Here is a 19,301-nt window from a genome sequence, read left to right as displayed (position 1 = left end):
CCGGGGGCCCACACCCCGGGGACGGCCCCCGGGGGCGGCCGCCGCCATTGGGGGCCCCCCCCGGGGGGGGGCGCCCCGGCGGGGGGGGGGGGGGCGCCCCCCCCCCCCCCCGGGGGGGGGGGGGCCCGCCGCCGTTGACGCGTCGTACGCCCGGCTGCTTACGGTCGTACGCCTGCCTACTCCCGGAAGTGCGCCGCGATCCGCTCGCCCAGGTCCTTGTCCACGTTCCGCCAGTACGCGAACGCCCGCTCCAGGACCGGCCCGCTCACCCCGTCCGACAGGTGCCCGGTGATGTTGGAGACCAGCCGGTCCCGTGCCGCGTCGTCCAGCACCTCGCGCACCAGCGTGCCCGCCTGGCCCCAGTCGTCGTCGTCCCGGCGCAGGGTGTACGCGTGGTGCACCATCGCGCCGGACGTCTGCCAGCCCGCGGGCTCGCCGAAGCGGGCGGTGTCGGCCGCCGGACCGCCGTAGGAGTTGGGCGCGTACACCGCACCGGTCCGCGACGGCTCGTACCGCATCGGGCCGTCCTTGGAGTACGAGTTGACCGCGAACCGGGGCCGGTTCGGCGGCAGCTGCGCGTAGTTCGGGCCGATCCGGTAGCGGTGGGTGTCGGGGTACGAGAAGAGCCGGCCGAGCAGCATCTTGTCGGGGGACGGGCCGATGCCCGGCACCAGGTTCGACGGCTCGAAGGACGCCTGCTCGATGTGGACGAAGAAGTCCTCGGGATTCTCGTTCAGGGTCATCCGGCCGACCTCGATCTCGGGGTAGTCCGCGTGCGGCCACACCTTCGTCAGGTCGAACGGGTTGAAGCGGTAGTCCGGCGCCTCGTCGAACGGCATCACCTGGACGTACATCTTCCAGGTGGGGTGCTCGCCCCGCTTGATCGAGTCGAACAGGTCCTTGCGGTGCACGTCACCGTCGGTGCCCGCCAGCGAGTCGGCCTCGTCCTGGGTGAGGAACTCGATGCCCTGCTCGGTCTTGAAGCGGTACTTCACCCAGAACCGCTCACCGGCCGCGTTCACCCACATGTACGTGTGCGAGCTGAAGCCGTCCATGTGCCGGTACGACTTCGGGATGCCCCGGTCGCCCATCAGCCAGGTGACCTGGTGCGCCGACTCCGGCGACAGCGTCCAGAAGTCCCACTGCATGTCGTGGTCGCGCACCCCGCTGTCGGGCGTGCGCTTCTGCGAGCGGATGAAGTCCTGGAACTTCATGGGGTCACGGACGAAGAAGACAGGGGTGTTGTTGCCCACCATGTCGTAATTGCCGTGCTCGGTATAGAACTTCAGCGCGAAGCCGCGCGGGTCCCGCCAGGTGTCGGGCGAGCCCTGCTCACCGGCCACCGTCGAGAACCGGGCCAGCATGTCCGTCCGTTTGCCCGGCTGGAAGAGGTCGGCCTTCGTGTACTGGCTGACGTCGTTGGTCACTTCGAAGAAGCCGTACGCGCCCGACCCCTTCGCGTGCACTACGCGCTCGGGCACCCGCTCCCGGTTGAACTGGGCCATCTTCTCGATGAGGTAGTGGTCCTGGAGCAGGATCGGGCCGTCGGGCCCGACGGTGAGCGAGTGCTCGTCGCTCTCCACCGGGATCCCGGCGTTGGTGGTGGTGTACGGGGCGGTCTGCGGCGCGTTGCGCTGCTCCTGCGCCGTGCGGGGTTCCTCGGTCACGAGCGTCCTCCCGGGGACGGGTGGGAAATGGGTCGCTACGTCCGACTGCCCCAGTCAACCCCGCCGACACTGCGTCGGCAACACTTGGACCGAATCCAACCTAGGACTCCTTCTCCGACTCCTTCGCGGCCCCCGGCAGCCCCAGCTCGAACCAGACCACCTTTCCGCTGCTCAGCCGGGTCGCCCCCCACTTGCGGGCCAGCCGGTTCACCAGGAACAGCCCGCGGCCGCCCTCGTCGGTGTCCCGGGCCCGCCGCTGCCGGGGGAGCTGCGGCGAGTCGTCGCCGACCTCGCAGCGCAGGACGTCGGTGCGCAGCAGCCGCAGCGTCACCGGACGCTCCGCGTACCGCACGGCGTTCGTCACGACCTCGCTGACCAGCAGCTCCACCGACTCCGATAGCTCCTGAAGACCCCAGCGCTCCAATGCCCGTCTGGCCAGTCTGCGGGCCCGGCCCGGGGCCTGCTCCTCCGGTTCCAGGAACCAGTACGCGACGTCGCTCGGCGCGATCCCGTCGAAGCGGGCCGCGAGCAGCGCGATGTCGTCGTCCCGGTCGCCCGGGCCGAGCATGTCCAGGACGTCGTCGCAGAGCGCCTCCAGCGGCGGCGGATGGTCCGGGCCGGTCAGCTGGGCGGTGGCGGCGAGACGTTCCCTCAACTGCTCGATGCCGGTCCACACGTCCCGCAGCCGCGACTCCACCAGGCCGTCCGTGTACAGCAGCAGGGTGGCCCCGGCGGGGGCGTCCAGCTCCACGGCCTCGAAGTCCACGCCGCCGACGCCGATGGGCGCGCCCGGCGGTACGCGCAGCACCTCCGCCCGCCCGCCGAGGTGCAGCAGGATGGGCGGCGGGTGGCCCGCGTTGGCGATGGTGATGCGGTGCGACACCGGGTCGTACACGGCGTACAGGCAGGTCGCCATGCGGTCCGTGCCGAGCCGCTGGGCCTGCTCGTCCAGGTGGTGCAGGACCTCCTGGGGCGGCAGGTCCAGGCCCGCGAGGGTCTGCGCGGTCGTGCGGAACTGGCCCATGATCGCCGCCGAGGTCATGGAGTGGCCCATGACGTCGCCGACCACCAGCGCCACCCGGGAGCCGGGCAGCGGGATCGCGTCGTACCAGTCGCCGCCGACCCGGGCCGTCTCGGCGGCCGGCAGGTAGCGGGAGGCCAGCTTCACGCCGGTGGGGCGGGGGAGCGAGTCGGGGAGCATGGTGCGCTGGAGCTCGTCGGCGATGTACGCCTCACGCCCGTACAGCACGGCCTTGTCGATCCCGAGGGCGGTGTGCGTCGCCAACTGGGCGGCGACCAGCAGGTCATTGGCCTCGAACGCGCCGCGCTCGGGCCTGCGCAGGAAGACGGCCGCACCGATCACCCGGCGGCGGCCCCGGAGCGGGGCGAGTATCGCCCGCCGCCCGTCGGGCAGCCCGCAGTCCGCGCCCAGCAGGTCCGGCAGGGCGACCCGCGCGGACGGTGCGTCGCCGAACACCGGCCGCACCCCGCGCAGCACCTCCGCCAGCGCGCCCCCGGACTCCACCTCGCACAGCTGCTTCGCCGGGGAGCCGTCGCCGACCACCGCGTCCAGCTCCTCACCGGCCGGGCCCTCGGCGGTGGTCCGCAGCCGGTCGGTGCGCCGCAGCCGCAGCACGAACGGCACGGCGGGCCGCTCGTCGCCGACCGGCAGCGGGTCGCGCAGATAGACCAGGATCGCGTCGGAAAACGTTGGCACGGTGGCCCGGCACAGGCCGAGCACGATCTCGTCCAGGTCGATGCCGCGCGCGATCCGCCGGGTCGCCGCGCCGACGAACCGCAGCCGGTCGCCCTCGGTACGGGCGGGCGGGCCCCCGGGACCACCGCCCGGCGGCCCGGCGGGCGGCGGCACGGTCGGTCCGCCCGGGGGCGGCACGACGGGCCCGCCCGGCGGGGGCACCGCCGTCTGCGTCTGCGGCTGCTCCGGGACCTGCGGCTGGGCCTGCGACGGAGCCTGGGACTGGGCCTGCGGGCGCGGCCCGGGGTCGTCCGGCTCCTGCCGCGGCCGGGTGCGTTCGTGCTGCCCGGCGGCCAGGGGCCGCCGGCCTTCGTGCGAGGTGGACTGCTGCTCCGTCACGCGTGGGGTTCCGTCCGTCCGGGGAGCTTGTGCGATGCAATCGCTTGGTGCGATATACCCGCTCTGCGGGCGGCGTCGACAGAACGGTGGCCTGCGAACGTTACAGAATCGTCCGCACCCGCGTGCGTATTCGACGTCATCCCCGACATCGTGCCCGACGTCTTCGCGCGACTCTTCACAGATCCACCCCCCTGTGGTGACATACGGTCAGGTCCAGCTCCGCGCCCGGTAGTTACCGCATTCTGCTCTGTGTGATCACGGGGTGCGCAGCCTTCCGGAGGACGATCCTACGTTTGGACCCAGGGGGCGCATCAAGAGTCTCACGTCGTCATGTGCGCCGGGGTGCGGTCCCAGTCATCCGGCAGCTCCGGTACGCCCCAGCGCGGGTCCGGACGCCAGTTCTCCCACCCGTCGGCGAACGGGGTGGCCCACGACTCGACCTCCCGGACCGCCGCGAGACCGGCCGCGCGGACCCGCCCGGCCTGCTCCTCGTCCAGCAGGCCGACCCGGCGGGCCTCGGCGAACTCGTCCTCGTCCAGCCACTGCCAGTGCCGGTCGGGGGCCACCGCGATGTCCAGGAAGTGGTCCCGGGAGTCCACGCCGTGCTCCCAACGGGCCCTGGGCTCCTCCAGATTCACGTACCAGTTCTTGAACCGCCAGCCGCGCTCCCAGAACAGCCACACCGACCAGGGGTCGCCGGGGCGGGCCAGCTTCAGCACCCCCGTGCCGAACCACCGCGAGGTGGTCGTCGTCCGTGGCTTCGTGTACCGGGTGGCGAGGGGCTCCTGGTGCACCGAAGTGCCGTCCGCCAGAACGGGCTTGACGCACCGCGTCCCGGGCGCCATCCACACGGCGAGCAGCTCGGGCGTGTCCTGGACGACGGTGACGGGCCGGCAGATGTGGAAGCTCTCCGAGGCGTTGTCCCGGTACCGCCACAGGATGTGCTCCCCGGGGGCCCATCTGTCCTCCCGGCTCCCGCCGGTCTCACTGGTCATCTGCTCTGTCATGACCAAATGTTAGAAGCACCCCCCTCCCGCCCCCTCCTCCCTTCCGCACGCCGCTCCCTACGGCATTCGGGGGCACCCCCCGCGCCGCCTCACCACCCCGCGCCCCCCGGGGTCCCAGTGTGGGCGGATGACCTCACGCCTCCCCCTCCTCGCCGCCGCCCTCCTCGCCGGGGCCTTCGCCCTGGCCCTCGCCCCGGCGGCGTACGCCCACGCCGACACCACCGAGCCCCACGCCCCAGGCGGCCGGGGGCCCGTCGTCGACCACAAGCTGGACAACCTCCTCGCCCTGATCCCGGGCTGACCGCATGGCGACGTCCGCCCCCCGCTGGGCCCGCACCGCCGCCCGGACGACGTACGCCCTGCTCGGACTGTCGCTCCTGGCCACGGCCTTCTTCGCGTACCTCTACCTGCACCGCGACCGGCCCCACCCCGGCCACACCGAGCGGGCCGGCTGGGCGCCGCTGCTCCTGGCCTGCTGCGCCACCGCGCTCTTCACCGCCGCCGCGGTGTTCAAGCCGTACCTGCTGACCGTCCGCCGCTGCGCCCTCATGGCGACGGCGGCCACCCTCGTCTTCGCCACCGGCATCGGCGTGACCTGGCACGTCGTGGCCCACGACCGGATCACGGACACGATCGTCGGCACCCCGCTGCTCACCCGGCGCGACGCGAGCGACTTCCTGACGAAGACCCTCCCCGGGGTGCCGCTGCGGCAGATCCCCACCGGCGTCTTCGTCCAGAGCTCGAAGTTCACCTCGCCGGAGGAGGTCGAGGTCAGCGGCTACGTGTGGCAGCGGTACGGCAAGGACATCCCCGAATCCAGCATGGGCGTCGTCTTCCCCGAGGCCACCGACGGGTACGACGAGGTCCAGGAGGCGTACGACACCAAGAGCACGGACGGCCGCCGCCTCAAGGGCTGGCACTTCAAGGTGACCCTGCGCCAGGACTTCAACTACAAGCACTACCCGCTGGACAAGCAGAACGTCTGGCTGCGGATGTGGTCGAAGGCCACCTTCACCAACGACGTCCTGGTCCCCGACTTCGCCGCCTACCCGCCCTGGGAGTACGGCCGCATCGGCCTCGACCAGGACACCGTGACCTCCGGCTGGACCCCGTACTACACGGGCTGGAGCTTCGGGATGCACGACTACACGATGACCCAGGGCCTCACCGACTGGGACAAACCGTTCAAGTCCGCGCCCGAGCTGTACTTCAACGTCGGCATGGAGCGGCAGTGGGCCGGGCCGATGGTGGGGCGGCTGATCCAGTCGTTCTTCATCTCCGCGGTGATGTTCCTGGCGCTGTTCGTGTTCACGAAGGACGACGGCAAGAACCCGCGCTTCGGCTTCTCCGCGTGGACGGCGATCTCGTTCGCGGTGACGCTGCTGCTGGTGGTCGTCGTCGACCAGCAGCAGATCCGGGAGATCGCGGGGGACACCTCGCTGACGTACCTCGAATACCTGGCGATCTCGCAGTACATCGTCATCACGGGGATCTTCGCCAACGCCATCCTGCTCGGCACCGACACCAACCGCCGCCTGCTGGAATGGCGGGACAACATGCTGGCGACGCTGCTGTACTGGCCGGTGCTGGTGGGGCTGTTCTTCGCGTTCACGGTGATGGTCTTCGCGGGCTGACGTTACGTGGAAGGGGGCGCCCGGCATCCGTGCCGGGCGCCCCCTCCTGCTGCTACTTCGCGCCCGCCGCGATGGTGGCGAGCATCCCGAGGGTGTTCTCGTGGCCGTGACCCGCCGCGATCGCGCGGTCGGCGACGGCCTGGGCGGCGCGCAGCACCGAGGCGTCGAGACCGGCCTCCTCGGAGGCGTGGGCGACGTGGGCGAGGGCGGTGGCGGCCGAGTTCAGGTCGGAGTCCGTGCCGGGGTGGACGCCCGCGTCGGCCTCGGCGGCGAACTCGTCGACGACGCTGGTCAGCAGGTTGCCGATGTTCTTGGCGAAGGGGGCCAGGTCGGTGGCGGAGACGCCCTGGGAGCGGGCCAGCGCGATGCTGTGCACCAGTCCGCTGACGGAGGTCCACCACAGGTCGAGGAGGGCGACCTCGTAGGAGGCGGAGCGGGCGGGGTCCTCGCCGAGGTAAGTGGCCGTTCCCGCGAGGGAGGCGAGGGTGGTGCGGTGGGTCTCGTACGCCTCCTGGGGGCCGCTGTGCAGGAAGACGGCGTGCGGGGTGCCGATGGTGGTGTTGGGGGAGAGGATCGAACCGTCGAGGTACGTGATGCCGTGCTGCTCCGCCCAGGCGGCGGCCTCGCGGGCGCGGCCGGGGGTGTCGGCGGTGAGGTTGACGACGGTGCGGCCCTTGAGGGCGTCCTGGGCCTGCCCGAGGACGTCGAGGGCGGCGTCGTAGTTGAGGACGCAGACGACGACCAGGTCGGAGGCCTGTGCGGCGTCGGCGGGGGAGGGGGCGAGGACGGCTCCTTCGGCGACCAGGGAATCGGCGCGGGAGGCGGTGCGGTTCCACACGGTGGTGGGGTGGCCCGCCGCGAGGAAGGTCCGGGCCAGGGCCTGGCCCATGGGGCCGAGGCCGAGGACGGTCACGGGCAGTTTCGGCGCGGAAGCGGTGTTGTCAGTGGGGGAGGTCATGATGGGCTCCAGGCGTGATGAAGGCATGCGGAAACGAGGGGCGGGTGTGCTGAGTTGAGGAACGTGCCGTACCAGTGCGGGCTCGACGCGGCCGTCGACGTCATCGACGGCAAGTGGAAGGTGCTGATCCTGTGGGCGCTGCACGAGCGCCCGCGCCGCTTCGGGGCGACGAGGCGGGAGCTGCCCGGGATCAGCGAGAAGGTCCTCGCGCAGCAACTGCGCGAACTGGAGGCCGACTTGGTCGTGCACCGCGAGGTGTACGAGGACGCGGCGGTGCCCCGCGTCGAGTATTCACTGACGGAGCTGGGCCGCGAACTGCATGACGCACTGGCCCCGTTGGGGGCGTGGGGGCGCCGGCGGATACAGATGCTTCAGGAAGGGGAGGACACCTCTCTGGCCGGGTAGGGGGAGCGGTTCGGGACGGCTCCAGCCTCCACCCGGCGAGAGGGGTGCTCAAGTACCCACTTTTTAGTGGGTGGTTACTTCTTGGTCAGTGCTTCCTGGGACGTGAAGAGGGCCTTCGCGGTCTTGTTGAACACCGCCCCCCAGGCCACGTCCTTGAACTTCTCGCCCCGGGGGCGGGCGCTGGTGACCGCGACCTGGACGTCCTCGCCGTCGGGCAGCGGGGCGTACCAGGGCCCGCCGCTGGCACCGTTGGTCATCCGGCAGGGCTTGAGCTGGGAGCCCCCCGCCAGGCGGTCGTCCTTGACCGGGGTCGCGTTGCCCGCACAGTACTGGAGCGCCTTGCCGTCGTACGGCGGCAGGAACGGGTAGCCGAGCGCGGTGCGCGTCCCGCCGGGCCGCGCGGTGAACACGGCCCGTGCGGAGCCCACCACGTCCTGGACGTGCCGCCCCCGGTCGTCGGTGTCCAGGGCGACGAAGGCGAAGTCGGCGGTGTGGTCCTCCCGCTCGGTCCAGGCGGGGGCGACGGCCACCGAGCGGGCCGGATAGCTGCCGTACGGGGCGTTCCCGTTGTCGTACCCGGGGACGAAGAGCAGCGACTTCATCGCCCCGCCCGCCGCCTCCAGGTGGACGCAGTGCCCGGCGGTGGCGACGACGTCGCGGTTGGCGGCGGTGACGACGGCGGCGGTGCAGGTGGCCTTCTGCCCGCCGGGCAGCACCATGAAGAGCCGCCCGATGTGCGAGACGCTGTCGGCGCTGCCCCGCCAGGGGACCCCGGCGGGCGGCCCGTCGTCGAAGGCCCGGTCGCGGCGTCCCTGGGTGTCCCGCGCGTCGGTCGCGGCGACCGCCTCGCGCATCCGCTCGGCGGTCCAGTAGGTGCGTACGGCATCGGCGTCCTCCCCCGTGGGGGCCGGGGAGGACGCCGGAGCCAGGGTCGCGGCGAGTGCCGCGACGGTGACGGAGAGTGCTGTGATCATGCTCCGAACGTAAGGGTTACGCGAACTGCTGGCTCGCCGAGCCGTCGCAGGCCCGCAGCTTCAGCGGGTCCCTGGCCGCCGACAGGGTGACGCACAGCCCGCTCGCGGCGGCCGGACGCAGGGTGCCCGCCTGCCGTACGAACTGCTGATTGGCCGCCCCGGAGCAGTTCCACAGCACGAGAGCGGCCCCCGCCTCGTACTTCGCGCCCGGCACGTCCAGGCACCGGTCGTGGCTCAGCTCGGTGCGGACCGACTTCTGCGCGGTGTCGTACCACCAGCCCTGATTGCGGCCCCCGTGGCAGTCCCAGCCGCCGACGGCGGTCCCGTTGCGGGTCACGGACCCCGGGGCGTCCACGCAGGTCCCCGTCGCGCCGTTCCTGAGCGGCCTGTATACGTCGTCCCAGGCGACCGGCGTCAGGACGGGCGTGCCGGTGGAGGCCGGATCGGCGCAACCGGCCTCCCTCAGGCCGGAGTTGTAGATCTGGGTCAGGCAGGAGGCGAAGGCGCGGTGGCCCTGGATGTTGGGGTGGAAGGACTGCCGGACGGAGTTCTCGTCGGGCGGGCCAGGCTTGCTCAGGTCGATGTACAGACCGCGCGCCCAGGTGTCCTCCGAGCAGACCTCGTGACCGTGGAAGAGCCGCGAGTTGTCGAGGTACGTGGCCCCGGTGGAGGCCGCCGCCTTCCGCATCCCGCGCTCGAAGGCGGGCACGGCGACGTTGCGCCCCCAGGCGGTGTCGGAGTCGTAGCCGAGACCGCCGCAGGCGAGCTTGCCGGGGAAGTTCGGGTTGTCCTTGAAGTCGGGCCCTATCGGGCTCGGGTACCCCATCACCACGAGCTTGTAGTCGGAGTCGGCGTACCCGGCTCCCGTCATCGTCGTCCGCAGGTCGCGGATCGTCTGCTCGACCTTCGGCACCAGAGCGTCCACCCGGGCCTGCCACCCGCCGGCGTACTTCGACTCGCACGGGCCCTGGAGCGTGAGATAGCGCGTCACGCAGTCCGTCATCACCGGCCCGAACTGGAGGTCGTCATTGGCCCCGGCGACCAGTACCACCATCTTGATCTTCGTGTTCCGCGCCTTGATCGCGAGGCTGTCGCTCTGCACCAGCTCGTCGGCGTACTGCTTGCTGCCGCCGATCCGGATGTTTCCGGTGTAGCCGCCGGAGCAGGAGACGTTGTACGTCACGTCCGCGCCGATGGAGGTCTTGTGGATCGCGGCATCCGGCGACCGGTGGCACCAGTTCGTCGGCCCGTTGGTCGGAGCCTCGTACGTCCCCGTGCCCTCCCCGGATATCTCGCTGTCCCCGAGCGAGATGAGCCCGGTCTTGCGCTGGGCCACGGGCCGTTCCTCGGGCGACCCGTACAGCTTGGTCGCCTCGGCGGCGCGGATGGCCTCCAGCTCGGGCGGCAGGGGGGTGGCCGCGGCCTTCGCCGGGGCGTCGGGGACTGCTGCCGAGGCCGTCGCGGTCATGCCGCCGACGGCCGCCGCGAGGGCGGCGGCCACGGCGAGGGTGCTGCGACAACTGCTGCGAAAGGTCCTGCGGGATCTGTGCCTGGTGCGCGTCATTGCGCCTCCCCGGTTGGTTGTTACCCGAGGTATTTACTGGCCGGTAGCGGACTTGGGAATAGCCAGAACCAGACAACTGCTCACCTTCCACAGGAGGTAGTGACGATGACCGAGAACGACGCCCCCGAGGGCTACCGGACCGAACACGACTCAATGGGAGAGGTGAGGGTCCCCTCCCACGCCAAGTGGCGTGCCCAGACCCAACGGGCCGTGGAGAACTTCCCGATCTCCGGGCAGCACCTGGAGCGCGCCCACATCGAGGCCCTGGCCCGCATCAAGGCGGCCGCCGCGAAGGTCAACGCCGAACTGGGCGTGCTGGACAAGGACATCGCGGAGGCGATCGCCCACGCCGCGGACGAGGTGGCCCGGGGCGACTGGGACGAGCACTTCCCGGTGGACGTCTTCCAGACCGGCTCCGGCACGTCCTCCAACATGAACATGAACGAGGTCGTCGCGACCCTGGCCACCGAACGGCTGGCGGACACCCCGGTCCACCCCAACGACCACGTCAACGCCTCCCAGTCCTCCAACGACGTCTTCCCGTCCTCCATCCACATCGCGGCGACCGCGGCCGTCACCCACGACCTCGTCCCCGCCCTGGACCACCTGGCGCAGTCCCTCACCCGCAAGTCAGAGGCCTTCGCCGACGTGGTCAAGTCCGGCCGCACCCACCTCATGGACGCGACGCCGGTCACGCTGGGCCAGGAGTTCGGCGGCTATGCGGCCCAGATCCGTTACGGCATCGAACGCCTCCGCGCCTCCCTGCCCCGCCTGGCCGAACTCCCCCTCGGCGGCACCGCTGTCGGCACCGGCATCAACACCCCGCCCGGCTTCTCCGCCGCCGTCATCGCCGAGGTCGCCCGCACGACCGGCCTCCCGCTCACCGAGGCCCGCGACCACTTCGAGGCGCAGGGTGCCCGCGACGGCCTGGTGGAGACCTCCGGCCAGCTCCGCACGATCGCCGTCTCCCTCACGAAGATCGCCAACGACCTCCGCTGGATGTCGAGCGGCCCCCGCACGGGCCTGGCCGAAATCAACCTCCCCGACCTCCAGCCGGGCTCCTCGATCATGCCGGGCAAGGTCAATCCGGTGATCCCGGAGGCGGTGCTGATGGTCGCGGCCCAAGTCACGGGCAACGACACCACCGTCGCCGTCGCGGGCGCGGCAGGCAACTTCGAGCTCAACGTCATGCTCCCGGTCATCGCCAAGAACCTCCTCGAATCCATCCGCCTGCTCTCCACCGCCACCCGCCTCCTCGCCGACCGCACGGTCGACGGCATCACGGCGAACGTGGAACGCGCCCTGGAATACGCGGAGTCCTCCCCCTCCGTGGTCACCCCCCTCAACAAGTACATCGGCTACGAGGAGGCCGCGAAGGTCGCCAAGAAGGCCATCGCCGAACGCAAGACGATCCGCGAGGTCGTGATCGAGGGCGGCTACGTCGAACGGGGCGACCTGACGGAGCCCCAACTGGACGCGGCCCTGGACGTCCTGAGCATGACCCACCCCTAACCCCCTGCGCGGGGCGCCCCTTTAGGGGCGCGGGACTGTACCGATCTGCGGCTCCGCCGCGCGGGCGCGTCCACTCTTCGTGCCGGGCTGCTCATCCGCGCCCCGTCAGGGGCGCGGGGAACTGCGCGACCAGCCACGACGCTCCCGCACGGGAACCGTGTGCAGCCGCGCGGCGAGCGCTTTAGGGAAAGGGGCGGGTCCGGGGCCTCTCCTGCCCGAGCCGGGCGGGGCTGACGTGTCCGGTACGGGGGCGGGCCGGGGCCCCTTTGGACGCGCGTCCGGTGTCGGGGCTGGGCCATGGGGCGGTACCCGGGTGGGCCGGGAGCGGGAGGGGCCGCCCCCTTGCCCGCCCGTTCCGCCCCCGGGGGGCGGCCCCGCCGCCCAAGGGGGCTAGGGGGAAGAGGGGGAGGGCGCCCCGCCGCCCAAGGGGGCTGGGGAAGCGGGGGGAAGGCGGCCCCGCCGCCCAAGGGAGCTAGGAGGAAGGGGCCCGGAGCCCATGGAGGCCGGGCGAGTGCAGGCTGCGCTGCTTCCGGTGCCCGCAGCGGAGACGACGGTCCGTCATCGAGGGAACCCCTCAGGCCAACCCCGCCCCCCGGAGGGAATCCCTCAGGCCATTCCCGCCCCCCCCCGAGGGGAACCCCCTCAGGCCATCCCCCCGAAGGGAAACCCTTCAGGCCAACCCCCGCCCCCCGGGGAGGGAACCCCCTCAGCCAACCCCCGCCCCCCAGAGGGAACCCCCTCAGACCATCCCCGGCCCCCGCACCGGAATGCTCGTGACCAGCGGAGCCCCCGCCGGCGCCGTGAAGAAGTCGTTGCCCTTGTCGTCGACCACGACAAACGCCGGGAAGTCCTCGACCTCGATCTTCCAGACCGCCTCCATGCCGAGCTCCTCGTACTCGACGACCTCGACCTTCTTGATGCAGTCCTGCGCCAGCCGGGCCGCAGGCCCGCCGATCGACCCGAGGTAGAACCCCCCGTGCGCGGCGCACGCGTCCGTGACCTGCTGGGACCGGTTCCCCTTCGCCAGCATCACCTTCGACCCGCCCGCCGCCTGGAACTGCTCGACGTACGAGTCCATCCGCCCGGCCGTGGTCGGGCCGAACGACCCCGAGGCGTACCCCTCGGGCGTCTTCGCCGGACCGGCGTAGTACACCGGGTGGTCCTTGAGGTACTGCGGCATCTCCTCACCCGCGTCCAGCCGCTCCTTGATCTTCGCGTGTGCGATGTCACGGGCGACGACCAGCGGTCCGGTCAGCGAGAGCCGGGTCTTCACGGGGTACTTCGTCAGCTCGGCCAGGACCTCGTCCATGGGCCGGTTGAGGTCGATCCGTACAACGTCCTCGTCGGACGACGAGAGGTGCTCGTCCGTCGTGTCCGGCAGGAACCGCGCCGGGTCCTTCTCCAGCTCCTCCAGGAACACGCCCTCGGCGGTGATCTTGGCAGTGGCCTGCCGGTCCGCCGAGCAGGACACCGCGATGGCCACCGGCAGCGACGCCCCGTGCCGCGGCAGCCGCACCACCCGCACGTCGTGGCAGAAGTACTTGCCGCCGAACTGCGCCCCGATCCCGATCTTCTGCGTCAGCTCGAAGACCTTCTGCTCCAGCTCCTGGTCCCGGAAGCCGTGCCCGGTCGGCGAGCCCTCGGACGGCAGCTCGTCCAGGTAGTGCGCGGAGGCGTACTTCGCCGTCTTCAGCGCGAACTCCGCCGACGTACCGCCGACCACGATCGCCAGGTGGTACGGCGGACAGGCGGCCGTCCCCAGCGAGCGGATCTTCTCCTCCAGGAACTTCATCATGGAGGCCTCGTTGAGGACCGCCTTCGTCTCCTGGAAGAGGAAGGACTTGTTGGCGGAGCCGCCGCCCTTCGCCATGAAGAGGAACTTGTACGCACCGCCGTCGGTCGCGTACAGCTCGATCTGGGCGGGGAGGTTGGAGCCGGTGTTCTTCTCCTCCCACATGTTCAGCGGGGCCATCTGCGAGTAGCGCAGGTTCAGCTTGGTGTACGCGTCGAAGATGCCGTGGGAGAGGGCCTTCTCGTCCTCGCCCTCCGTGAGCACGTTCTGCCCGCGCTTGCCCATGACGATCGCCGTGCCCGTGTCCTGGCACATCGGCAGCACGCCCGCCGCCGCGATGTTCGCGTTCTTCAGCAGGTCCAGGGCGACGAACTTGTCGTTCCCCGAAGCCTCCGGGTCGTCGATGATGCGGCGCAGCTGCGCGAGGTGCGCGGGGCGCAGGTAGTGCGAGATGTCGTGCATGGCCTCGGCGGCCAGCGTGCGCAGCGCCTCGGGCTCCACCGTCAGGAACGTACGCCCGTCGGCCTCGAAGGTGGAGACACCCTCGGCGGTCACCAGCCGGTAGGGCGTGGTGTCCTCTCCCAGTGGCAGCAGATCGGAGTACGCAAAATCTGGCATTTCGGCCATTCCTCACTAGGCAGGCAGACGGCGACGCATGCCTCCATTGGCAGCGCACCTCTCAGCGTATGACGCGGCCGTCCCGCCCCGCGGGTGAGGTCCGCCTCACCTGAAGCGGTCCGGAGAGCGCGCTCCGCCCCCTGTCGCGATCTATCGCGTTTCGGTACGGTGTTCTGGTGGACCTCGAGAAGAAGCCCCAGCAGCCCCTCCCGTACGCGGAGCCCGCGGACGCGGCCCCCGCCCTGCGCGCCTCCGACGCCGACCGCGACCGCGTCGCGGACATCCTGCGCGAGGCGCTGGCCGAGGGGCGGCTCGACGCCGAGGAGCACGGCGAGCGGATCGACGCCGTCTACCGCGCCAAGACCGTGGCCGAACTGGAGCCCCTGGTACGGGACTTGCCCGTGCCCGGCGGTGCTGCGGCTCCCGCGTCGGCGCCCCAGGCCGCTCCGTACGCGTACGACGCGAGTCAGACGGCCGAGCCCACCGAGAGCCTGGTGGCCGTCCTCAGCAGCACCACCCGCAAGGGCCGCTGGCGCATCGGCGCCCGGACGAACGCCTTCGCACTGTTCGGCAACATCGAGATCGACCTGACCGAGGCCCTCTTCTCGCAGCGCCTCACCACCATCAACGCGACCTCCGTCTTCGGCAACGTCGAGATCACCGTCCCGGAGAACATCACCCTGCGCGGCAACGGGAACGGCATCCTCGGCAACTTCGAGATCCGCACCCTGGAGGCCACCGACCCCGAGGCCCCGGTGGTCGTCATCAACGGCATGGCGGTGCTCGGCAACATCGAGGCGAAGCCCAAGCGCGGCAAGCTCATCGCCGACCTGCACGATCGCCTGCGCAAACACCTCGGGAGCTGACCTCCCGGCGCCCCGGCCGCCGACACGCCGGGGTGACGCGTACTGGACATGGTTCGAAACCCTGTGCATAGGCGTCGGCACAGCGGGTAGGGACTGCGCATCGTCGCTCGCTCGCGAAGCCGTCGTCAGGAGTAGACCGTGCTGCAACCGCCGCATCAGTCCTTGCAGGTCGCGTCCGTGCCCGCACAACGTGTTCCGGCACCGGTCCGTGATCAGCGGGACCAGGCCGGCCCCTGGCACACGGAGGCGGTGTGCCGCCGGGACGAAGCCGGGCTGTTCTTCGCCCCGTCGAAGGAGCCGACCGCATCCAGGCTGGCCCGCGAGGAGGCCGCGAAGCGGGTCTGCGCCCGCTGTCCGGTGATGATCGCGTGCCGCGAGCACGCCCTCCTCCAGCCCGAGCCGTACGGCGTCTGGGGCGGCCTGACCGCCGCCGAGCGCCGGGTGGTGCTGGCCAGGCGCCGCCGCCGCGAGATGGAGCTGAAGTCCGCGCCGGGGGCGGGGGACCACCGCATCGCGGGTTGATCCGTACGTCGAAGGGGCGGCCACCTCTCAGCAGGTGGCCGCCCCTTCGACGTACGGTTTCGACGTATGCGTCGTACGAGGAGCTACTTCGCGCGGTCGAAGTCGATCGCGCTGTACGCGCGCAGCTTCGACAGGCGGTGGGTCGAGTCGATCTGGCGGATCGTGCCCGACTTGGAGCGCATCACGAGCGACTGCGTGGTCGCGGTCGCCGAGCGGTAGCGGACACCGCGGAGCAGCTCGCCGTCGGTGATGCCGGTGGCGACGAAGAACACGTTCTCGCCGCTGACCAGGTCGTTCGTGTGCAGGACGCGGTCCAGGTCGTGACCGGCGTCGATGGCGCGCTGGCGCTCGGCGTCGTCCTTGGGCCACAGCTTGCCCTGGATCGTGCCGCCCAGGCACTTGATCGCGCAGGCGCTGATGATGCCCTCGGGGGTGCCGCCGATGCCCATCAGGAGGTCGACGCCGGTGCCCTCGCGCACCGCCATGACCGAACCGGCGACGTCGCCGTCGGAGATGAACCGGATGCGGGCGCCGGTCTCCCGGATCTCCTTGACTATCCCCTCGTGGCGGGGACGGTCCAGGATCATCACGGTGACGTCCTCGGGCGTGGAGTTCTTGGCCTTGGCGACGCGGCGGATGTTCACCGCGACGGGGGCGTTGATGTCGACGAAGTCGGCCGCCTCCGGGCCGGTGACCAGCTTGTCCATGTAGAAGACGGCCGACGGGTCGAACATCGTCCCCCGGTCGGCGGCGGCCAGTACGGCGATGGCGTTGGGCATGCCCTTGGCGTTGAGCGTGGTGCCGTCGATCGGGTCGACCGCGATGTCGACCTCGGCGCCGGTGCCGTCGCCGATGTGCTCCCCGTTGTAGAGCATCGGGGCTTCGTCCTTCTCGCCCTCGCCGATGACGACGACGCCGTTCATCGACACGGTCGACACGAGGGTGCGCATGGCGTTGACCGCCGCGCCGTCCGCACCGTTCTTGTCGCCGCGGCCCACCCAGCGGCCGGCGGCCATCGCGGCGGCCTCCGTGACGCGTACGAGCTCAAGGGCGAGGTTGCGGTCGGGAGCCTCGGCGGGGACTTCGAGCTGCGACGGGAGCTGGTGCTCGGTCATCGGTGAGCAACCCTTTCTGTTCTGCCTGTGTGGCTGCACGGGTGCGGTGGCGGTAGTGCGACTCTATCCGTACATCGACAAAATGAGCAGAGGGGGTGCACGTATGAGCGGCATATCGGTTACGTCCCCGCGGCGCCGGGGTCGCGACCGAGCCCGTGAACCCCATGAGGGACCATGGAGGGCGTGGCAGCGAAGCGTGGCAATCAGAAGATCCGGGACATGGTGCTCTCGATGGTGGTCATCGGGGCCGTGGTCGCCCTCGTCTACACCGTCATCCCGCACGACGAGGACGCCGACCCGATCAAGCCGGTCGACTACCGGGTCGAGCTCAGCACGGCCCAGCGGTCCGCCCCCTACCCGGTGCTGGCCCCGCAGGGCCTGCCGAAGGAGTGGCGCGCGACCTCGGTGACGTACCGCGGGAACGAGGGCAAGGCCTGGCACCTGGGCTTCCTCGACCCCGAGAAGGAGTACGTGGCGGTCGAGCAGTCGACGAAGGACCCGGCGAAGTACGTGCCCGAGGTCACCCTCCAGGCGAAGAACACGGGTACGACGCAGGCGGTCGGCGGCGCGGACTGGCAGGTCTGGAAGGGCGAGAAGTACGACGCCCTGGTGCGCACCGACAAGGGCGCGACGACGGTCGTCCTCGGTACGGCGAAGGACGAGCGGCTGACGGAGATGGCGAAGGCCCTGAAGCCGAAGGCGGCGGAGCCGTCGGACCAGCCCTCGGCGAAGTAGCTTCCCGCGTGCATGCGGAATTCCCCCGTGCATGCGGAAGGGGCCGTCGCACCTGCCCGGTGCGACGGCCCCTTCTTCCTGCCCTTTTGGCTCAGACGGTCGTGATGACCTCGTCCAGCGCCAGACGCGGGGAGCGCGGGAACCAGGCGTCCTCGCCCGGCTTGCCGATGTTGATGACCATCAGCGGGGTGTGGTCGTCGTCCAGGAACTCCTTCTGGACGGCAGCGAAGTCGAAGCCCGTCATCGGACCGGCGGCCAGACCGGCGGCGCGGACGCCGACGATGAAGTAACCGGCCTGGAGGGTGGCGTTGACCAGCGCGGCCTGCTCGCGGACCGGGCGCTCCGAGAAGAAGAGGTCCTTGGCCTGCGGGAAGTGCGGGAGCAGCGCCGGGAGCTCGTCGTGGAACTCGTTGTCGGCGGAGAGGATCGCGACCAGCGGAGCGGTGCGGGTCTTCGGCTGGTTGCCCTCGGCCATCAGGTTGACGAGGCGCTCGCGGGCCTCCTCGGAGCGGACCAGCGTGATGCGCAGCGGCGACTGGTTGAACGCGGTCGGGCCGAACTTGACCAGGTCGTAGATCGCCTGGACCTGCTCCTCGGTCACCGGCTCGTCGGTGAACGTGTTGGCGGTGCGGGCCTCGCGGAAGAGGAGGTCCTGGGCGGCGGGGTCAAGAACGAGGGACATGCGTCGTGCCTTCCAAACGTGCGGAGGATCAAGCGATGACCTCACCGTAGAACAGCTTTAGGTTAAGTTTCAACTAAACCGGTGTGATCGTGGCGGGGCTCACATCCTCCCACCGGTCCGAAAGGGCTGGTGCGCAGGGGGCACCGGGCGACGCGGGGGGCGGTCACGGCGGTCTCATGCGGCCGGGCGGGACACGACGGACTCCAGGGTGCGCAGGACCTCCTCGGCGAAGAGCAGCCCCGCCGGGCCGTGGCCGTGCTTCTCGCGGCGGACCAGGGAGAGGATGTTGTTGCTGAACGCGCGGTCGCTCACCGGCCGGAAGGCAAGCGTTCCGCTCTGCCGTTCCTCGGCGATGTCGAATTTGCTGAGGAAGGCGATGGCGTCGCCCGACACGGCGAGCCGTTTCATCGTCTCGATGGAATTGGTGTGGAAAGCGGGCTCGATCTTGATCCCGGCCTCGACGAAGGTGTCCGCGATGATTCCGTGAATCACCATCGACCGGTCCGCGAAAACCAGCGGGTGCGCCGCACAATGGGCCAGCGGAATGGACTCCATGGCGGCCAGCGGATGCGTCGGCGCGAGGACGGCGCCCAGCCGGGTCGCGAACTGCCAGCAGATTTCCAGCTGCATCGAGGAAGGGACGTTGAACCCCAGCCCGAGATCGGCCTCACCGTCCAGTACGGCCCGCAGAATGTCGTGCCCCGACATCGCCCGTATCGAAATCCGCACCTCGGGATAACGGGCGGAGAAATCCGCCGTCGCGGCGGCGACGATGCCGCTCGCCAGACCGGTCATCGTGGCGATCACCACCTCCCCGCTCGGCAGCGCGTGGAGATCGCGCATCGCGGCCACGGCCTCGCGGTAGTCCTGCATGGTCCGGCGCGCGTGCGCCAGCAGCACCTCACCGGCGGGCGTCAGCCGCATGCCGCGCGGCATGCGCTCGAACAACGCCTCGCCCAGCTCCTTCTCCAGCAGCAGGAGTTGCCTGTTGATGGCCGACGGGGCGACGTGCAGCCGCGCCCCCGCCGCCCGGATGGACCCGCAGCGGGCCACCTCGTCGATGTAGTGCAGCAAGCGTGAGTGCAGCATGACGGCCTCCCGGTCCGGACCGTATCGGACCGTGCACAAAATGAGTACGGTCCGTGCGAAAACGGC

At 70.8% G+C, this 19,301-nt stretch carries 17 protein-coding genes; 7 read left to right on the top strand and 10 right to left on the bottom strand.

All coding sequences use genetic code 11. The features are described from left to right. Window positions 1-176: 176 nt before the first annotated feature. The 3 genes from ACIO3O_RS12900 to ACIO3O_RS12890 form a co-directional block, all read right to left on the bottom strand. On the bottom strand, window positions 177-1,667 hold the full coding sequence (locus tag ACIO3O_RS12900; RefSeq protein WP_401744885.1) for a catalase: 1,491 nt from the start codon (window positions 1,665-1,667) through the stop codon (window positions 177-179). 100 nt (window positions 1,668-1,767) lie between these two features. Next, window positions 1,768-3,762, bottom strand: coding sequence for a SpoIIE family protein phosphatase (locus ACIO3O_RS12895; protein ID WP_401744884.1), 1,995 nt, complete (start codon window positions 3,760-3,762; stop codon window positions 1,768-1,770). Window positions 3,763-4,082: 320 nt separating this feature from the next. Then, window positions 4,083-4,769: a DUF402 domain-containing protein gene (locus ACIO3O_RS12890; RefSeq protein ID WP_401744883.1), complete on the bottom strand. Its 687-nt coding sequence runs from the start codon at window positions 4,767-4,769 to the stop codon at window positions 4,083-4,085. Between the two features lie 127 nt (window positions 4,770-4,896). Between ACIO3O_RS12890 and ACIO3O_RS12885 the strand changes: the two genes are divergently transcribed. Both ACIO3O_RS12885 and ACIO3O_RS12880 read left to right on the top strand, forming a co-directional pair. Continuing rightward, window positions 4,897-5,070, top strand: coding sequence for a hypothetical protein (locus ACIO3O_RS12885; RefSeq protein ID WP_401744882.1), 174 nt, complete (start codon window positions 4,897-4,899; stop codon window positions 5,068-5,070). A 4-nt stretch (window positions 5,071-5,074) separates the two neighbouring features. Continuing rightward, window positions 5,075-6,403 (top strand): hypothetical protein, encoded by a 1,329-nt coding sequence (locus ACIO3O_RS12880; protein WP_401744881.1) that lies wholly within the window; start codon window positions 5,075-5,077, stop codon window positions 6,401-6,403. A 52-nt stretch (window positions 6,404-6,455) separates the two neighbouring features. Here the strand turns inward: ACIO3O_RS12880 and ACIO3O_RS12875 are convergent, their stop codons facing one another. Continuing rightward, on the bottom strand, window positions 6,456-7,361 hold the full coding sequence (locus ACIO3O_RS12875) for an NAD(P)-dependent oxidoreductase (RefSeq protein WP_401744880.1): 906 nt from the start codon (window positions 7,359-7,361) through the stop codon (window positions 6,456-6,458). A gap of 54 nt (window positions 7,362-7,415) precedes the next feature. On the opposite strand from ACIO3O_RS12875, the gene ACIO3O_RS12870 reads away from it, so the two are divergent. Then, window positions 7,416-7,766 carry a winged helix-turn-helix transcriptional regulator gene (locus ACIO3O_RS12870; RefSeq protein WP_401744879.1) on the top strand — a complete coding sequence of 117 codons (351 nt, stop codon included), beginning with the start codon at window positions 7,416-7,418 and terminating at the stop codon, window positions 7,764-7,766. Window positions 7,767-7,840: 74 nt separating this feature from the next. Here ACIO3O_RS12870 and ACIO3O_RS12865 read toward each other — a convergent pair whose 3' ends face one another. Continuing rightward, on the bottom strand, window positions 7,841-8,740 hold the full coding sequence (locus ACIO3O_RS12865) for a trypsin-like serine peptidase (RefSeq protein WP_401744878.1): 900 nt from the start codon (window positions 8,738-8,740) through the stop codon (window positions 7,841-7,843). A gap of 16 nt (window positions 8,741-8,756) precedes the next feature. Further along, entirely contained in the window at window positions 8,757-10,304 is a 1,548-nt protein-coding gene (locus tag ACIO3O_RS12860; RefSeq protein ID WP_401744877.1) for a ricin-type beta-trefoil lectin domain protein, read from the bottom strand. Between the two features lie 105 nt (window positions 10,305-10,409). Between ACIO3O_RS12860 and ACIO3O_RS12855 the strand changes: the two genes are divergently transcribed. Continuing rightward, window positions 10,410-11,816, top strand: a complete 1,407-nt coding sequence (locus tag ACIO3O_RS12855) for a class II fumarate hydratase (protein WP_401744876.1) — start codon at window positions 10,410-10,412, stop codon at window positions 11,814-11,816. Window positions 11,817-12,555: 739 nt separating this feature from the next. On the opposite strand, the gene ACIO3O_RS12850 is transcribed toward ACIO3O_RS12855, so the two are convergent. After that, window positions 12,556-14,226, bottom strand: a complete 1,671-nt coding sequence (locus ACIO3O_RS12850) for a fumarate hydratase (RefSeq protein ID WP_401744875.1) — start codon at window positions 14,224-14,226, stop codon at window positions 12,556-12,558. 176 nt (window positions 14,227-14,402) lie between these two features. Between ACIO3O_RS12850 and ACIO3O_RS12845 the strand changes: the two genes are divergently transcribed. Together ACIO3O_RS12845 and ACIO3O_RS12840 are read left to right on the top strand one after the other, a co-directional pair. Then, window positions 14,403-15,092, top strand: a complete 690-nt coding sequence (locus tag ACIO3O_RS12845) for a DUF1707 domain-containing protein (RefSeq protein ID WP_401744874.1) — start codon at window positions 14,403-14,405, stop codon at window positions 15,090-15,092. A 138-nt stretch (window positions 15,093-15,230) separates the two neighbouring features. Further along, window positions 15,231-15,614, top strand: a complete 384-nt coding sequence (locus ACIO3O_RS12840) for a WhiB family transcriptional regulator (RefSeq protein ID WP_189820779.1) — start codon at window positions 15,231-15,233, stop codon at window positions 15,612-15,614. A gap of 83 nt (window positions 15,615-15,697) precedes the next feature. Here ACIO3O_RS12840 and glpX read toward each other — a convergent pair whose 3' ends face one another. Continuing rightward, window positions 15,698-16,729, bottom strand: coding sequence for a class II fructose-bisphosphatase (gene glpX / locus ACIO3O_RS12835; protein WP_401744873.1), 1,032 nt, complete (start codon window positions 16,727-16,729; stop codon window positions 15,698-15,700). Between the two features lie 174 nt (window positions 16,730-16,903). On the opposite strand from glpX, the gene ACIO3O_RS12830 reads away from it, so the two are divergent. Next, window positions 16,904-17,464, top strand: coding sequence for a DUF4245 domain-containing protein (locus ACIO3O_RS12830; protein WP_401744872.1), 561 nt, complete (start codon window positions 16,904-16,906; stop codon window positions 17,462-17,464). Window positions 17,465-17,555: 91 nt separating this feature from the next. Here the strand turns inward: ACIO3O_RS12830 and ACIO3O_RS12825 are convergent, their stop codons facing one another. Next, window positions 17,556-18,146 carry a malonic semialdehyde reductase gene (locus ACIO3O_RS12825; protein ID WP_401744871.1) on the bottom strand — a complete coding sequence of 197 codons (591 nt, stop codon included), beginning with the start codon at window positions 18,144-18,146 and terminating at the stop codon, window positions 17,556-17,558. A gap of 174 nt (window positions 18,147-18,320) precedes the next feature. After that, window positions 18,321-19,235 (bottom strand): LysR family transcriptional regulator, encoded by a 915-nt coding sequence (locus ACIO3O_RS12820; protein ID WP_401744870.1) that lies wholly within the window; start codon window positions 19,233-19,235, stop codon window positions 18,321-18,323. Window positions 19,236-19,301 lie beyond the last annotated feature (66 nt).

Source organism: Streptomyces sp. NPDC087440 (assembly GCF_044744005.1).
GTDB lineage: Bacteria > Actinomycetota > Actinomycetes > Streptomycetales > Streptomycetaceae > Streptomyces.
This window is presented reverse-complemented; position numbering and strand designations above follow the sequence as displayed.